This is a genomic window from Streptomyces sp. NBC_00019 (assembly GCF_045041015.1).
Classification (GTDB): domain Bacteria; phylum Actinomycetota; class Actinomycetes; order Streptomycetales; family Streptomycetaceae; genus Streptomyces.
In genome coordinates this window covers 2171468-2185892 of sequence record NZ_CP108302.1, presented here as the reverse complement: position 1 = coordinate 2185892, position 14425 = coordinate 2171468, and the positions used below count along the sequence as shown (strand labels likewise).

The 14425-nt window shown below is 70.2% G+C and carries 15 protein-coding genes and 1 riboswitch; of the genes, 12 read left to right on the top strand and 3 right to left on the bottom strand.

What is annotated here, in order from left to right:
- Window positions 1–91 precede the first annotated feature (91 nt).
- Window positions 92–979, bottom strand: coding sequence for an RNA polymerase sigma-70 factor (locus OHU89_RS10495; RefSeq protein WP_405641913.1), 888 nt, complete (start codon window positions 977–979; stop codon window positions 92–94).
- A 222-nt stretch (window positions 980–1201) separates the two neighbouring features.
- Window positions 1202–1332, top strand: a riboswitch (FMN riboswitch).
- A gap of 146 nt (window positions 1333–1478) precedes the next feature.
- Between OHU89_RS10495 and OHU89_RS10490 the strand changes: the two genes are divergently transcribed.
- The 9 genes from OHU89_RS10490 (at window position 1479) to OHU89_RS10450 (ending at window position 8760) form a co-directional block, all read left to right on the top strand.
- On the top strand, window positions 1479–2084 hold the full coding sequence (locus OHU89_RS10490) for a riboflavin synthase (protein ID WP_405641911.1): 606 nt from the start codon (window positions 1479–1481) through the stop codon (window positions 2082–2084).
- Complete coding sequence (locus tag OHU89_RS10485; protein WP_405641909.1) at window positions 2081–2722, top strand: nicotinamide riboside transporter PnuC; 642 nt, start codon at window positions 2081–2083, stop codon at window positions 2720–2722. The genes OHU89_RS10490 and OHU89_RS10485 overlap by 4 nt, the downstream gene beginning before the upstream one ends.
- Window positions 2719–4017 (top strand): bifunctional 3,4-dihydroxy-2-butanone-4-phosphate synthase/GTP cyclohydrolase II, encoded by a 1299-nt coding sequence (locus OHU89_RS10480; RefSeq protein ID WP_267017922.1) that lies wholly within the window; start codon window positions 2719–2721, stop codon window positions 4015–4017. Before OHU89_RS10485 ends, OHU89_RS10480 begins: the two co-directional genes overlap by 4 nt.
- 17 nt (window positions 4018–4034) lie before the next feature.
- Window positions 4035–4520 (top strand): 6,7-dimethyl-8-ribityllumazine synthase, encoded by a 486-nt coding sequence (gene ribH, locus OHU89_RS10475; RefSeq protein WP_086764975.1) that lies wholly within the window; start codon window positions 4035–4037, stop codon window positions 4518–4520.
- 34 nt (window positions 4521–4554) lie between these two features.
- Window positions 4555–4827 (top strand): phosphoribosyl-ATP diphosphatase, encoded by a 273-nt coding sequence (locus OHU89_RS10470; RefSeq protein WP_018534786.1) that lies wholly within the window; start codon window positions 4555–4557, stop codon window positions 4825–4827.
- A gap of 47 nt (window positions 4828–4874) precedes the next feature.
- Window positions 4875–5732 carry an ATP phosphoribosyltransferase gene (hisG, locus tag OHU89_RS10465; protein ID WP_267017921.1) on the top strand — a complete coding sequence of 286 codons (858 nt, stop codon included), beginning with the start codon at window positions 4875–4877 and terminating at the stop codon, window positions 5730–5732.
- A 14-nt stretch (window positions 5733–5746) separates the two neighbouring features.
- The gene (locus OHU89_RS10460) at window positions 5747–6190 is read left to right on the top strand and encodes a PH domain-containing protein (RefSeq protein WP_405641906.1); all 444 of its coding nucleotides are present in this window, start codon (window positions 5747–5749) and stop codon (window positions 6188–6190) included.
- Between the two features lie 174 nt (window positions 6191–6364).
- Window positions 6365–7693 (top strand): hemolysin family protein, encoded by a 1329-nt coding sequence (locus OHU89_RS10455; RefSeq protein WP_266895125.1) that lies wholly within the window; start codon window positions 6365–6367, stop codon window positions 7691–7693.
- A complete protein-coding gene (locus OHU89_RS10450) occupies window positions 7690–8760 on the top strand; it encodes a hemolysin family protein (RefSeq protein WP_405641904.1) in 1071 nt (356 codons plus the stop codon). Before OHU89_RS10455 ends, OHU89_RS10450 begins: the two co-directional genes overlap by 4 nt.
- 132 nt (window positions 8761–8892) lie before the next feature.
- Here OHU89_RS10450 and OHU89_RS10445 read toward each other — a convergent pair whose 3' ends face one another.
- The gene (locus OHU89_RS10445) at window positions 8893–10758 is read right to left on the bottom strand and encodes an AAA family ATPase (protein WP_405641903.1); all 1866 of its coding nucleotides are present in this window, start codon (window positions 10756–10758) and stop codon (window positions 8893–8895) included.
- A 432-nt stretch (window positions 10759–11190) separates the two neighbouring features.
- The gene (locus OHU89_RS10440; protein WP_405641901.1) at window positions 11191–11811 is read right to left on the bottom strand and encodes a uridine kinase; all 621 of its coding nucleotides are present in this window, start codon (window positions 11809–11811) and stop codon (window positions 11191–11193) included.
- 221 nt (window positions 11812–12032) lie between these two features.
- Between OHU89_RS10440 and OHU89_RS10435 the strand changes: the two genes are divergently transcribed.
- The 3 genes from OHU89_RS10435 (at window position 12033) to OHU89_RS10425 (ending at window position 14362) form a co-directional block, all read left to right on the top strand.
- On the top strand, window positions 12033–13397 hold the full coding sequence (locus OHU89_RS10435; protein WP_405641899.1) for a peptidase C39 family protein: 1365 nt from the start codon (window positions 12033–12035) through the stop codon (window positions 13395–13397).
- Between the two features lie 99 nt (window positions 13398–13496).
- Window positions 13497–13637, top strand: coding sequence for an SCO1431 family membrane protein (locus OHU89_RS10430; protein ID WP_266895135.1), 141 nt, complete (start codon window positions 13497–13499; stop codon window positions 13635–13637).
- 62 nt (window positions 13638–13699) lie between these two features.
- Window positions 13700–14362: a TetR/AcrR family transcriptional regulator gene (locus OHU89_RS10425; RefSeq protein ID WP_266895137.1), complete on the top strand. Its 663-nt coding sequence runs from the start codon at window positions 13700–13702 to the stop codon at window positions 14360–14362.
- The last annotated feature ends 63 nt before the right edge of the window (window positions 14363–14425 follow it).

Below are 14425 nucleotides of genomic sequence, written 5' to 3'. Positions count from 1 at the left end.
GCTGTTCCGTCCCTTCGGAGGCCGGACGCTCCCTGGTGGAGCGCCCCTCGCCAGCTGAGACCACGTACCCCCGGCGAAATGTGACAGGCCACTACGGGTGGGCGAGCTGACCGCGTACGAATTCCAGTTTGTCCGGGTTCAATACGGCCCGCATGTCGCTGATCAGTCCGTCCCGCACGTCGAAGGTCACCAGGGCGGCGAGCGCCTCGCCCGCCCACATGGCGACCCCGGTCCCGCCGTTGACCTCAACCGTCGTGAACCGCAGGGTCCGGCCCCACTTCTCGAACGCGCCCAGCAGGAAGCGGATGACCTTCTCCCGCCCTTCGACCGGCCGCAGGGCCGCAGACACCTTGCCGCCGCCGTCGCTCCACCAGGTCGCGTCGGCCGCGAGCAGTTTCTCCAGAGCGGAGAGATCGCCCTCCCGGGCCGCGGCGACGAACGAGGCGACCAGTTCCTCCCGCCGCTCGGGCGCGGCCTCGAACCGCGACTCGGGCTCGCCCACCCGCTGTGCCGCCCTGCGGTGCAACTGGCGGCAGTTGGCCTCGCTCAGATCGAGTACGTCGGCGATCGCCCGGTATCCGTAGGCGAACGCCTCCCGCAGCACGTACACCGCTCGCTCGGTCGGCGTGAGCCGCTCCAGCAGGACCAGCACCGCCATCGACACCGCGTCGCGCTGTTCGGCGGACTCCAGCGGGCCGAGCGTGCCGTCCGAGGTGACGACGGGCTCCGGCAGCCAGCTCCCGACGTAGGTCTCGCGCCGCGCCCTGGCCGAGGTCAGCCGGGTCAGACAGAGATTGGTGACGACCTTCGCCAGCCAGGCCCCGAGGCGCTCGATGCCGTCCCGGTCGGCGCCGGTGAAGCGCAGATAGGCGTCCTGGACGGCGTCCTCGGCCTCTTCCGCCGAGCCCAGCAGGCGATAGGCCAGGCCGAACAGCCGCGGACGATGGCTCTCGAACTCGTCGGCGATCGCACTCGTCATGCCTGTCACCCTGCCATGCCCGGGTGGTGAGGGACCCGGCGGCGGGCAAGGGCCGTCGTCACCGCCGCCGGGCCGTCTGTGGAGATCCAAAAAGGACTAGACCAGAGGGTCCAACAGGTCGGGCGGGTTGAGAAGTCCAGCGACACCACCTGTGAGCCACTCCACATCACTCACCCGTATGGACCTCGATCAGCCGTGGCACACTGGCTCTGTACCTTAAAGCAGCGCACTCCGGGGTCGGTGAAAGTCCGAACCGGCGGTTACAGTCCGCGACCCGGTCACTTCCAGTGACCGGTTGACCAGGTGAAATTCCTGGACCGACGGTTAGAGTCCGGATGGGAGGCAGTGCGCGGCGGGCGGGCATTCGTGCGCGCCGCCGTATCTACTCGTCCGTCTGGGCGGGTCTGTCCGGCGTCGCCCCCAGTGCTCCTGCTCGTTCATTCTGTCGTCATCGACAGCCCCGGAGTCCGTGCCCCGATGTGGCAGGAGGACCCGGGAAGTGTTCACCGGAATCGTCGAAGAGCTGGGCGAGATCACCGCCGTCGAGAACCTCGGCGATGCGTGTCGCTTCCGCCTGCGAGGCCCCGTCGTCACCGAGGGCGCGAAGCACGGTGACTCGATCGCCGTCAACGGCGTCTGCCTCACCGTCGTCGAGCACGAGGGCGACGAGTTCACCGCGGACGTCATGGCCGAGACCCTCGACCGCTCCAGCCTCGGCGCCCTCGCCGTCGGCTCCCGCGTCAACCTCGAACGCCCCACCGCCGTGGGCGCCCGTCTCGGCGGACACATCGTGCAGGGCCATGTCGACGGCACCGGCCGGGTCCTGGAGCGCAAGCCGTCCGAGAACTGGGAGATCGTCAAGGTCTCCCTCCCCGCGGACCTCTCGCGCTACGTCGTGGAGAAGGGCTCCATCACCGTCGACGGCATCAGCCTCACCGTCGTCGACGCCGGCCCCGACTACTTCACCGTCAGCCTCATCCCGACCACCCTCGACCTGACCACGCTCGGCCACAAGCAGCCCGGCGACCCGGTCAACCTCGAGGTCGACGTCGTCGCCAAGTACGTCGAGCGGCTGCTCGCGAGCACCCAGGGAGCGGGCCGGTGAACTGGCTGAACTCCGAGGCGTTCACCGCCTTCGACCAGCACATCCTCTGGTCGGACATGATCGGCAACATCACCGGCCTGGTCGCCCTCGCCCTCGGCTGGCGGCGCTCCATCTGGAGCTGGCCCGTGCAGTTCCTGGCCGGCCTCATCCTCTTCGGCGCCTTCTACGGCCATCTGACCGGCAGCGCGGGCAAGCAGGCGATCGTCATGGTCGTCGCCCTGTACGGCTGGTGGCAGTGGAACCGGAACAAGGGCCACGGCGGCGACGGACACATCGCCCCGCGGTTCGCCACCTGGACCGAGCGCGCGGTGATGGTCGGCGCGGCCGCCGCAGGCACCGTCGCGGTCGCCCTGATCTTCCAGGCGTACCCGAGTCTGTCCTGGGATCCTTGGCCGGACGCCTACATCTTCGTCGGCACCATCGTCGCCATGTACGCCCAGGCGCGCGGCATGGTCGAGTTCTGGTTCGCCTGGCTCCTGGTCGACCTGGTCGGCGTCCCCCTCAACTTCGCCAACGGCTACGCCTTCTCCGGCTTCGTCTACGTCATCTACGGCGCGCTCGTCCTGTGGGGCATGCGCGACTGGTGGCTGCGCTCCCGCCAGGGCACGCGGCCCGCTCTGGAAGGAGCGCCGGCATGAGCACGGCACCGATCCTGTACAGCACCGACGGTCTGGAAGACCTCACGCTCGACCCGATCGAGCAGGCCATCGCCGACATCGCCGCCGGCCGCCCGATCGTCGTGGTCGACGACGAGGACCGGGAGAACGAGGGCGACCTCGTCATCGCCGCCGAGAAGGCGACCCCCGAGATCGTCGCCTTCATGATGAGCGAGTGCCGTGGCCTGATCTGCGCCCCCATGGAGAGCGAGGAGCTGGAGCGCCTCGAACTGCCGCAGATGGTCGCGGACAACACCGAGTCGATGAAGACCGCGTTCACCGTCTCCGTGGACGCCTCCGCCGCCCACGGGGTGAGCACCGGCATCTCGGCCGCCGACCGCGCGACCACGCTCCGGCTGCTGGCGGGCGGTGACGCCGAGCCCACCGACTTCGTGCGCCCCGGCCACGTCTTCCCGCTCCGCGCCAAGGCCGGCGGGGTCCTGACGCGCAACGGCCACACCGAGGCCGCCGTCGACCTCGCCCGGCTCGCCGGCCTGCGTCCGGCCGGCGCCATCGTAGAGATCGCCGGCGAGGACGGCCGTATGCTCCGGCTGCCCGAGCTGATTCCGTTCGCCCGCAAGCACGGCCTGACGATCATCTCCATCGAGGACCTGATCGCCTACCGCCGGACCGCCGAGCCCACCGTCCGCCGCGAGGCCGAGGTCCACCTTCCCACCTCCCACGGCGAGTTCACGGCGTACGGCTACCGCTCCACCGTCGACGGCGTCGAGCACGTCGCCCTCGTCCACGGCGAGATCGGCGACGGCGAGGACGTCCTGGTGCGCATCCACTCCGAATGCCTGACCGGCGACATCTTCGGCTCCGCGCGCTGCGACTGCGGACCCCAGCTGGACGCCTCCCTGGCGCGCATACAGGACGAGGGCAGGGGAGTGGTGGTCTATCTGCGCGGCCATGAGGGGCGCGGCATCGGCCTGGTCTCCAAGCTGCGCGCGTACGAGCTCCAGGAGCGCGGCCGCGACACCCTCGACGCCAACCTGGAGCTCGGCCTGCCCGCCGACGCCCGGGACTACGGCGCGGGCGCCCAGATCCTCGAGGACCTCGGCGTGCGCAGTGTGCGTCTGATGACCAACAACCCCGACAAGTCCGAAGCCCTTCTGCGCCACGGCCTCAAGGTCAACGGACGGGAGCCGATGCCGGTACAGGCGGGCGAGCACAACCTCACCTACCTGCGGACCAAGCGGGACCGGATGGGACACGACCTGCCCTGGCTGGACACGGCCGCGGCGGCATCGACGTCCACCTGCAGCAACCAGTAACGAGGAGATCAGAGAACGTGAGCGGCAAGGGTGCACCGGAGCTGTCCGTACGCAACGTGGGTGACCTGCGGGTCGCCGTCATCGCGGCGCAGTGGCACGAGAAGGTGATGGACGGTCTGGTGGACGGCGCCCTGCGCGCCCTGCACGACCTGGGGATCGACGAGCCGACCCTGCTCCGGGTCCCCGGCAGCTGGGAGCTCCCGGTCGTCGCCAAGGTCCTCGCGGGCCGCGGCTACGACGCGATCGTCGCCCTCGGCGTCGTGATCCGCGGCGGCACTCCCCACTTCGAGTACGTGTGCCAGGGCGTGACCCAGGGCCTCACCCAGGTCTCCGTCGACACCGGGGTCCCCATCGGCATGGGCGTGCTGACCTGCGACACCGAGGAGCAGGCCCTGGACCGGGCGGGCATCGAGGGCTCCAACGAGGACAAGGGGCACGAGGCGGTGACGGCGGCCGTGGCGACGGCGGCCACCCTCCGCTCAGTATCTGAACCGTGGCGCTGACGGAACCCGGGTGTGGCATAGGCTGAGCGTCACCATGTCCAATAAGACGTTCGAGGAGCTCTTCACCGAGCTCCAGCAGAAGGCCGCCACCGGCGACCCCGCCACTTCCCGCACCGCAGAGCTGGTCGGCAAGGGCGTCCATGCCATCGGCAAGAAGGTCGTCGAAGAGGCCGCAGAGGTCTGGATGGCCGCCGAGTACGAGGGCAAGGAGGCGGCCGCCGAGGAGATCTCGCAGCTGCTGTACCACGTCCAGGTGATGATGGTCGCCCGCGGCATCTCCCTGGACGACGTCTACGCCCACCTGTGAATCCGTCAGTTCCGCACCCACCCCGTCACGCGAAGGAAGCCGACCTCATGCTGCGCATCGCCGTCCCCAACAAGGGTTCCCTGTCAGGCCCTGCGGCGGAGATGCTGCATGAGGCCGGGTACCAGCAGCGCCGGGAGTCCAAGGAGCTGCGGATCGTCGACCCGGTGAACGAGGTCGAGTTCTTCTACCTCCGCCCCCGCGACATCGCGATCTACGTCTCCTCCGGCCGCCTCGACATCGGCATCACCGGCCGTGACCTGCTGATCGACTCCGGCGCCAAGGCCGAGGAGATCCTCCCGCTCGGCTTCGCCCGCTCCACGTTCCGCTTCGCCGCCAAGCCGGGCACGGCCGGCGGCGTCGAGGACCTCAAGGGCAAGACGGTCGCCACCTCCTACGAGGGCATCGTCGAGGGCCACCTCGCCGACAGCGGCGTCGACGCCTCCGTCGTCCACCTCGACGGCGCCGTCGAGACCGCCATCGAACTCGGTGTCGCCGAGGTCATCGCGGACGTCGTCGAGACCGGCACCTCGCTGCGCAACGCGGGCCTGGAGGTCTTCGGCGAGCCGATCATGAAGTCCGAGGCGGTCGTGATCCGCCGCGTGGGCGCCGACACCTCCTCGGAGAACGAGCCCAAGGTGCAGCAGTTCCTGCGCCGCCTTCAGGGCGTTCTCGTGGCCCGGACGTACGTGATGATGGACTACGACTGCCGGGTCGAGCAGCTCGAGAAGGCCGTGGCGCTCACGCCGGGCCTGGAGTCCCCGACCGTCTCCCCGCTGCACAACGAGGGCTGGGTCGCCGTCCGTGCGATGGTCCCGGCCAAGGAAGCGCAGCGGATCATGGACGACCTGTACGACATCGGCGCGCGGGCCATCCTGACGACGTCCATCCACGCCTGCCGTCTCTGAGGGGCCGCGCAGCCATGTCCGACGTTCCCACCCTCCCCGTCACCTTCCGGCCGGGCCGCACCAGGGCCGTCCTGCTCACCGCCGCCGTCGCGCTCTTCGTGGTCATCACGGCGATCGCGCTGCTGCTGGAGAAGCTCGGCCCGGGCGAGCGCCTGAGCTTCATCTTCACCGCGGCGCTCCTGGCCGGTGTGCTGGCCCTGCTCGCCCGAGTGAAGGTGGTCGCCGACGATTCCGGCGTCACCGTCGTGAACATCGCCGGCAAGCGGCATCTCGACTGGGCCGAGATCGTCCAGGTCAATCTCCGGCCGGGCGACCCCTGGGTGTTCCTCAACCTCACCGACGGCACCAGCCTGCCCGCTCTTGGCATCCAGCCCGGTATCGCCAAGCAGCAGGCCATCGCCGACGCCCGCGCACTGCGGTCGCTCGTCGAGTCCCACGGCCCGGGGGATCTGCCGTAGAGGGCCATGTCTTGATTAATCTGTTGGCGGAGGCGTTTTCGTGGCGCCTCCGCCGCTGATGTTCCCCCCGGTCTTCAGAGGCCCACTGCTATCCGAGGAGTGATTCCCTCCAGCGATGGACGGATCGTCCTGTAGTACCTGCGCCGCCCCCTCCCGGCATACCGAGGCGGCGGCATGACCATCCCCCTGCTGCTCCTGGCAGCTGCCTTCCTGCTGATTCTCGCCAACGGCTTCTTCGTGGCCGCCGAGTTCGGCCTCGTGACGGTCGAGCGACCGGACGCCGAGAAGGCCGCCGCCGAGGGCGACAAGCGAGCCCGTACGGTCGTCGAGTCGCTCAAGGAGCTCTCCTTCCAGCTCTCCGGCACCCAGCTCGGCATCACCATCACCTCCCTCGTCGTCGGCATGCTCGCCGAACCGGCGCTCGCGGAGCTGCTGCACGGTCCGTTCACCGCGGTCGGTGTCCCCGAGGGGGCCGTCTCCGGTGTGACCGTGGTCGTCGGCATGCTGCTGGCCTCCGCCGTGCAGATGGTGATCGGCGAACTCGTGCCCAAGAACTGGGCGGTGTCCAAGCCCCTGCAGGTCGCGCGTTTCGTGGCCGGCCCGCAGCACGCCTTCGCGCGTCTGTTCCGCCCGGTCATCGCCGCGCTGAACGCCGTCGCCAACCGTCTCGTCCGCGCCATGGGTGTCGAGCCCACCGCGGAGCTGGCCTCCGCCCGCACCCCCGGCGAGCTCGTCTCCCTGGCCCGGCACTCGGCGCAGGCCGGCGCCCTGGAACAGGACACGGCCGACCTCTTCGTACGGACCCTGTCGCTGGCCGAGCTGACCGCGCAGCACGTCATGACCCCGCGCGTGAAGGTCAGTTCTCTCCAGGCGTCCGCGACCGCCGAGGACGTGGTCAACCTGACCCGCGCCACCGGCCTGTCCCGCTTCCCCGTCTACCGCGAGAAGATCGACGAGATCGTCGGCATGGCCCACCTCAAGGACGCGCTGGCCGTCCCGACCCACGACCGGCTGCGCACCCCGGTCGTCAGGATCGCCCGCCCGGCCCTGCTCGTGCCGGAGACCCTTCCGGTCCAGCCGCTGCTGGCCCGGCTGCGCAGCGAGCAGCCCATCGCCGTCGTCGTCGACGAGTACGGCGGCACGGCCGGTGTGGTCACCCTGGAGGACATCGTCGAGGAGATCGTCGGCGAGGTCCGCGACGAGCACGACGGTCTGGACGTGCCCGAACTCGCCGCCGCCCCGTCGGAGGACGGCAGGCCCGCCTGGGACGCCGACGGCAGCTGCCGTGTCGACATCCTCCAGCGCATAGGCCTCGACGTGCCCGAGGGACCGTACGAGACGGTCGCAGGGCTCGTCGCCGACCTGCTCGGCCGGATCCCGGCCGTCGGCGACCGGGCCGAACTTCCCGGCTGGCGGCTCTCGGTACGCCAGGTCGGGCACTACCGCGCCGAACGCGTACGACTGGTCAGGACGGCCCCCGCGGTTGTGGAGGCCGCCCGATGAGCGTGCTCCAACTCCTGTTCGCCGCGCTGCTCGTGCTCGCCAACGGCTTCTTCGTCGGCGCCGAGTTCGCCCTCGTGTCCGTCCGGCGCAGCCAGATCGAGCCGCTCGGCACGGCCCGGTCCCGGCAGGTGCTGTACGGCCTGGAGCGGCTGCCGCAGATGATGGCCGCGGCCCAGTTCGGCATCACCATCTGCTCGTTGACCCTGGGCGCGGTCGCCGAGCCGACCGTCGCCAAGCTGCTGGAGCCGGTCTTCGAGTGGATCCGCATGCCGCACGGCGTGATCCACCCGCTCGGCTATGTCATCGCCCTCGCCGCGGTGGTCTTCTTCCACCTCGTCATCGGCGAGATGGTCCCGAAGAACCTCGCGATGGCTGCCCCGGAGAAGGCCGCGCTGTGGCTGAGCCCCGGGCTGGTCGCCTTCGCCCGCGTCTGCAGGCCGATCACCATCGCCCTCGGCGCCTGCGCCCAGGGCATCCTGCGCCTCTTCCGCGTCGAGCCCAAGGACGAGGTCGAGGCGGTCTTCACCAGCGAGCAGCTCAACCGGCTCGTGGAGGACGCCGGCCAGGCCGGCCTCCTGGACCCCGAGGAGCAGGAGCGCCTGGAGGACGCCCTGGAACTGGGCTCCCGCCCGGTCACGGACGTCCTGCTGAAGCGCGAGTCACTGGTGACGGTGGGGCCCTCGGTCACACCCGGCCAGGTCGTGGAGCTCACGGCCCGCACCGGCTACTCCCGCTTCCCGGTCGTGGCCGACAACGGCGCCTTCATGGGCTACCTGCATGTGAAGGACGTACTGGACCTGGAGGAATCGGAGCGGGCGGTACCCCAGCAGCTCTGGCGCCCGATGACGACCCTGCGGTCCGAACTCCCCCTGGACGACGCCCTGACGGTCATGCGCCGAGCGGCGACGCACCTCGCCCAGGTGACGGACGCGTCGGGCAAGGTCCTGGGCCTGGCGGCGCTGGAGGACGTACTGGAACTCCTGGTGGGCGAGGTGACGGACCCGGCACACCGGGAGACGCCGCCGCTGCCGAGGGCGGCCGAGCAGAAGGAAACGGTACCGAGCTGACGCAGGCCGCACCCCGCGCCCCTCAGGGGCGCGGGGCTGTATTGATTTGCGGCTCCGCCGCGTGGGCGCGAGCAACCACGAATTACTCGCACCCGCCGACGAACCACGAGCTCCCGGGTTCGTGGGCATCCCCTACATCGCCGACGGATCCTGGGGCCCGCGCCCGGACAGCACTTCCCCGTACGCCTGCATCAGATCCGGCAGCCGCACTGTCGACAAGTCGTCCCGCGTCAGCATCCCCGGATAGGTCGACAACCGCAGATCCCGGTACGCGCAGCTCTTCTCGTACAGCGTCCGCAGGAACCGCCCGTTCCCCAGCTCGTCGATCCACCCCTGGTCCACCACGTGCCCGGCGATCGACCGCAGCTCGTCGAGGGCCTCCTCGTCCCACACGTCACCGTTCTCATGGGCCAACACCTCGCCGATGGAGGTGAGTTCGAGGGGGCGGTACGAGGGGAAGTCCACCCGGGTCGTGAAGCGCGACGACAGTCCGGGGTTGGCGGCCAGCAGCCGGTCCATGCCCTCGGGATAGCCGGCGAGGATCACCACGAGGTGGTCCCGGTTGTCCTCCGCCCGCTTCAGGAGCACCTGGAGGGCCTCGTCGCCGTACGCGTCGCCCTTGCCGTAACCGGAGTTGGAGAGCGAGTACGCCTCGTCCACGAAGAGCACCCCGCCGATCGCGGAGTCGATGAGCTCGTTGGCCTTCACGGCGGTCTGCCCGAGGTACTCGCCGACGAGGTCGGCGCGCTGGGCCTCCACGAGGTGGTCGCCGCCGAGCAGCCCGAGGGCGTAGAAGACGCGGCCCAGGATGCGGGCGACCGTGGTCTTGCCCGTGCCCGAGGGGCCGGAGAACACGAAGTGCCGCTTGGGCGGCTGGACCGGCAGGCCCTGCCCGGCGCGCAGCCGCGCCATGTTCAGCTGGGCCGACAACGCCTTGACCTGGCGTTTCACGGGTTCCAGGCCCACCATGCGCTCGAGTTCGGTGAGCGCCTCCTCCAGTAAGACGGGGTCGGTGGGGCCGGCCGGCAGCGCCTGCGTCGGGACGATCTTCTCGCGCACCGAAGGGTCGGTCACCGAGGGCAGCGGGCCGACGGGCGGCAGGTCGGGGTCGGAGAACTTGAGGTCACGTCCGTCGGTGCCGCCGAAGAGCGGGTCGAGGCCGTCCGGTCCCTCCAGGACGTCCTGGGCGCCGGAGAGCGCGATCGAGGCGAGGTCCGCCGCGGCGTCGTCGTAGCCGTCGCCCTCGGCGATCGCGGCGAGCCGGGCCGAGGTGTCCATGAACGCCGGGTCGACGCGGTGCACGGCCCGGTAGAGGGGGAGGGCGGCGGCGGAGCGGCCGGTGCCCTCGTGCGCACGGGCGAGCCAGTAGCGCAGCTCCTTGCGCTGGGGCTGTTCGCTGCGACAGCGCATCAGGGCCGCCGAGAGAAGTGGCTCGGCCTGTCCGAACATCTCCAGGCGCACCCGGGCCATGCCGCCGAACAGACCCGCCTCGATGCCCAGCAGGGAATCGTCGATCAGCGGGTCGGTGTGCCGGACGAGCTGGTCCCAGTCCTTGACCAGATAGGAGCGACAGGCGTGCAGGAAGCGCACCTGGGCGTCGGTGTCCACGGGCGGCAGGCTCGCGAGGGCCCGGTCCAGCTCCGGGACATGGCGTCCGTCCAGCCAGTGCGAGGCGTGCGCGAGCAGCAGGTCGCGCGGGCTCTCCAGCACGGGCTGCACCCACCAGCCCAGCCAGTACCAGGAGTTGAGGGTGCGACGATGCCGGGCCCGCTGTTCCCCGAACCGCTCCCGGTGCCGGAACATCCGCAGCAGCGCGGTCGTCGTGTCGACGCGCAACGCGTGCAGCCCGAGCCAGCCGTCGGCCATCCCCGGGTCCATCCGCACCGCGGCGCGGAACTCCTCCTCCGCCTGCGGATAGGCGCCCATCGTGTAGGCATCCACACCTCGCAGCCAGGCGAGGTCGGCCGGGGCCTGCGGGCCCTGCGTGCCGAAGTCCATCACGTCCCCCACAAACCGTGCCCCCGTTGGTTGGTCACCGGGCCGTCGCCCGCCGACCGCCTTGATCGAACCGCCTTGCTGCGGACCGGAGTTGCAACGGTGCGCAGAGCTGCCCGTCCGTAGGTCGCACCGAGGGCATCGTACCTGCGGGGGTGCGGCCGCCGAAGGGTGCCGCACAGGCCGTTTGGCGAGGTGGGAGCAGACGGGGCGCACACGGAATGGTGACCGAGGGTGAGCGAATCACGGCTCGTAGCGCCGGGAAAAGGAGCTGAGGGCAGAACGAAGCCCCCGATCACGGGGGAACAACCGGGGGCTTCGCGTCTGAGGGCGGCTGCGAAAGGCCGCACATTCAGAACGTAAGTCCTGTACGGCCCCCCGGTCAAGCCGAGTTGAGGCACTCCAGGAAGTTCGGAAGCAAGGGTCTTCACAAGTTCAGCACACAGCGGATGGCCCGTCACCCAGAGTGATTTTGTGGTCCGGTCCAACCGTCCCGGCAGGCCCCGGGAGTACCTCGTACCCCTTCTGTCCCTGCCGAACCAGAAGGTCGGCGTAGGGGCGCGAAGGGTCCCCGGCGAAGTGTTCGGCCTCGGCCCGGACCCACCCGGCCCAGAACTCCCGCTGTTCCTCCCCGTCCCGCGACCGGCCACGCGTCCAGGACTCCTCGCGGGGCAACTCCATCCACAGCAGCCGCGCCAGGTGCGGGCGCAGTGCGCGGCGGCCCGCGCCGACGCCCTCGACGAGGACCACGGGTGCCGCCGGGAGGGCACGGGGCGGGCCGAAGCGGCGGGTCTGCCAGTCGTAGGGGGCGTAGTGCGCGCTCTCGCCGCGGCTGAGCGGCTCGATCACCTGGGTCAGCAGTCGGCCGGTCCAGCCGAACAGCTCGTCGTGGCTCGCGATGTCGTCGAGGTGCATTACCGGCGCGTCACCCAGCGCGGCGGCCAGCTGTCCGGCGAACGTGGACTTTCCGGAGCCGGCGTGACCGTCGACGGCGATCAGGCGGACCGGGCCGCAGGACGGCGGGAGGGCGCGGAGGCGGTCGGCGAGGGCGCGCATGGCCGATTCCTGGAGCTTTCACGAGTCCGACAGGGAGCGATCAGTACTCTAGCGGCGGTGCGGGGGTACGCCGTCGCAGGTCATGTCAGTGGTCCAGTCCCATATTCGTGGGCGTGCCATGGCCCGAAGTGCTGGCAGGACGGTGCGGCTTTGGCCATAGTTGGCGCACAACCGTGCAGTGGACCTGCCCAGACTCGGACAACTTGGGGGTCATTCCGCCCATGAGCAGAGCCGAACAGCCGTCCCGCAGAACCGTCCTGGCCGCCGCGGTCGCCGCAGCGGTGGCCGGCGCGGCGAGCCCGGCGGCCGCCGCCGACGGCGCGACCGACGCAGCGGACACCGACCGGGCGCAACGCCGCCTCGTCGACAACCGTTTCTGGACCACATACGCCGACTGGCGCGGCGGCAGCGCGAAGGGCGCCCGTGCCGTCGCCGGTCCCCGGCCGGGCGTGGTGATCGGCGCCGCCGCAGGCAGCGTCGACTACACGGACCCGCACACCGGGAAGACGGCGGCCTGGGAGTACGCCACCTGGACGTCCCCCGTCCACAAGCTCGCCGTCCCCTCCACCGAGGCGATCGCCTCCTGGAACGCGCACACCCCCGACGGCACCTGGCTCCAGGTCGAGCTGAAGGGCACCTACTCCGACGGCACGGACACCCCCTGGTACGTCATGGGCCGCTGGGCCGCCGGCGACCAGGACATCAGGCGGACCTCGGTCGACGACCAGACCGACGACAAGAGCAGCATCTGGACGGACACCTTCGCCGTCGACGACCCGGCGACGGGCCTGCGCCTCACCTCGTACCGTCTGCGGCTGACCCTCTACCGCAAGCCGGGCACCAAGAAGACCCCCACCGTGTGGCGGCTCGGCGCGATGGGCTCCGACATCCCGGACCGCTTCACCGTCCCGGCCTCCACGCCCGGCCTCGCCCAGGAGCTGATCGTCCCGCGCTACTCGCAGGAGATCCACGCCGGCCAGTACCCGGAGTACGACAACGGCGGCGAGGCCTGGTGCAGCCCCACCTCCTCGCAGATGATCATCGAGTACTGGGGCGGCCGGCTCACCCCGGAGCAGCTCGCCTGGGTCGACCCGACCTACGCCGATCCGCAGGTGTGCCACGCGGCCCGGTACACGTTCGACCACCAATACGCGGGCTGCGGAAACTGGCCGTTCAACGCGGCCTATGCGGCCACCTTCAAGGACCTCCAGGGCGTGGTCACCCGGCTCGGCTCCCTCACCGACCTGGAGACGCTGATCGCGGCCGGTATCCCGGCCATAACGTCCCAGTCCTTCCTCAAGGAGGAGCTGACGGGCGCGGGTTACGGCACCTCCGGCCACTTGATGACCGTGATCGGCTTCACCGCCGACGGCGACGTGATCGCCAACGACCCGGCCTCGCCCAGCGACGAGGCGGTGCGACGGGTCTACAAGCGGGCCGAGTGGGAGAACATCTGGCTCCGTACCAAGCGGTACAACGCCAGTGGCAAGGTCGTCTCCGGCACCGGCGGCGTCTGCTACCTCTACTTCCCGGCGAAGCCGACCGCACGGCAGTGCAAGGCCCTCGCGGCGGTGGGTGTGCGCTGAGTCACACACCAAGCGGGTCAAGGCCCCGGGAAACCGGGGCCTTTCCCCTGTGACCGACGTCTCTGCCGCAAAAGCCCTGGTCGGTGGCAAGGTGGACACATGACTGCGAACTCAGCCACCGCCACCCGTGTCCGCACCGGCGGGCCCAAGGAAGACGGCCCGAAGGCCCTCGAGCACGTCATGGGCTGGACCCTCGTCGTGGTGGTCGCGATGCTCGTGACCCAGCTCGGCCTGCTGTGACCTGATCCATAGTTGACCTGACATACTGCGGGTGTCCCGCCCCGTTGAGACCAGGGTCGAAATTGAATATCAGCCAGCAGCGTGACGGCGCTCGTCCCAAGGCGCGCGGAACTGATCGTTCGGTTGCGCGCCGAGCCGAACTCATCGCGATCGGGCGGAGGTTGTTCGCCGACACGTCCTACGACGCGCTCTCGATGGACGACATCGCCCGTCAGGCGCATGTCGCCAAAGGGCTGATCTACTACTACTTCCAGTCCAAGCGCGGCTACTACCTGGCCATCATCCAGGACTCCGTCGCCGACCTGGTCACCTTCGCTGCGAGCGGCCTCCAGCTGCCCCAGGTGGACCGGGTCCAGCGCACGATCGACAGCTATCTGCGTTTCGCCGAGCACAACCAGGCCGCGTACCGCACCGTCGTCAGCGGGGGAGTCGGCTTCGACGCCGAGGTGCACGCTATCCGGGACAGTGTGCGTGAGGCGATCGTCGCGACCATCGCCGACGGGGCGTACGGCCGTACCGACATCTCACCGCTGGCCCGCATGGGCCTGTTCGCCTGGGTCTGCAGCGTCGAGGGCGCCACACTCGACTGGATCGACCGCCCGGCCCAGCTCACCCGCGACACCATGCGCGAACTCCTGGTGAAGACGCTCGGCGCCACCATGCGCGCGATCGAGGAGCTGGACCCCTCCTTCCCGGCCCCCGCCCCGGCCCGCCGCGACACCTGACGCCGGACGACGCAGAGGGGCGGAGGGCTCGTGGTCCCCCCGCCCCAAGTCCCGCTCGGGCCC

Bases quoted from the DNA above. Each gene is read 5' to 3' on its own strand.
- OHU89_RS10435 (WP_405641899.1), top strand. From the start codon at position 12,033: ATGAGCAGAGCCGAACAGCCGTCCCGCAGAACCGTCCTGGCCGCCGCG.
- OHU89_RS10460 (WP_405641906.1), top strand. From the start codon at position 5,747: ATGTCCGACGTTCCCACCCTCCCCGTCACCTTCCGGCCGGGCCGCACC.
- OHU89_RS10430 (WP_266895135.1), top strand. From the start codon at position 13,497: ATGACTGCGAACTCAGCCACCGCCACCCGTGTCCGCACCGGCGGGCCC.
- OHU89_RS10455 (WP_266895125.1), top strand. From the start codon at position 6,365: ATGACCATCCCCCTGCTGCTCCTGGCAGCTGCCTTCCTGCTGATTCTC.
- OHU89_RS10450 (WP_405641904.1), top strand. From the start codon at position 7,690: ATGAGCGTGCTCCAACTCCTGTTCGCCGCGCTGCTCGTGCTCGCCAAC.
- hisG (WP_267017921.1), top strand. From the start codon at position 4,875: ATGCTGCGCATCGCCGTCCCCAACAAGGGTTCCCTGTCAGGCCCTGCG.
- OHU89_RS10495 (WP_405641913.1), bottom strand. From the start codon at position 979: ATGACGAGTGCGATCGCCGACGAGTTCGAGAGCCATCGTCCGCGGCTG.
- OHU89_RS10445 (WP_405641903.1), bottom strand. From the start codon at position 10,758: ATGGACTTCGGCACGCAGGGCCCGCAGGCCCCGGCCGACCTCGCCTGG.
- OHU89_RS10480 (WP_267017922.1), top strand. From the start codon at position 2,719: ATGAGCACGGCACCGATCCTGTACAGCACCGACGGTCTGGAAGACCTC.
- OHU89_RS10440 (WP_405641901.1), bottom strand. From the start codon at position 11,811: ATGCGCGCCCTCGCCGACCGCCTCCGCGCCCTCCCGCCGTCCTGCGGC.
- OHU89_RS10470 (WP_018534786.1), top strand. From the start codon at position 4,555: ATGTCCAATAAGACGTTCGAGGAGCTCTTCACCGAGCTCCAGCAGAAG.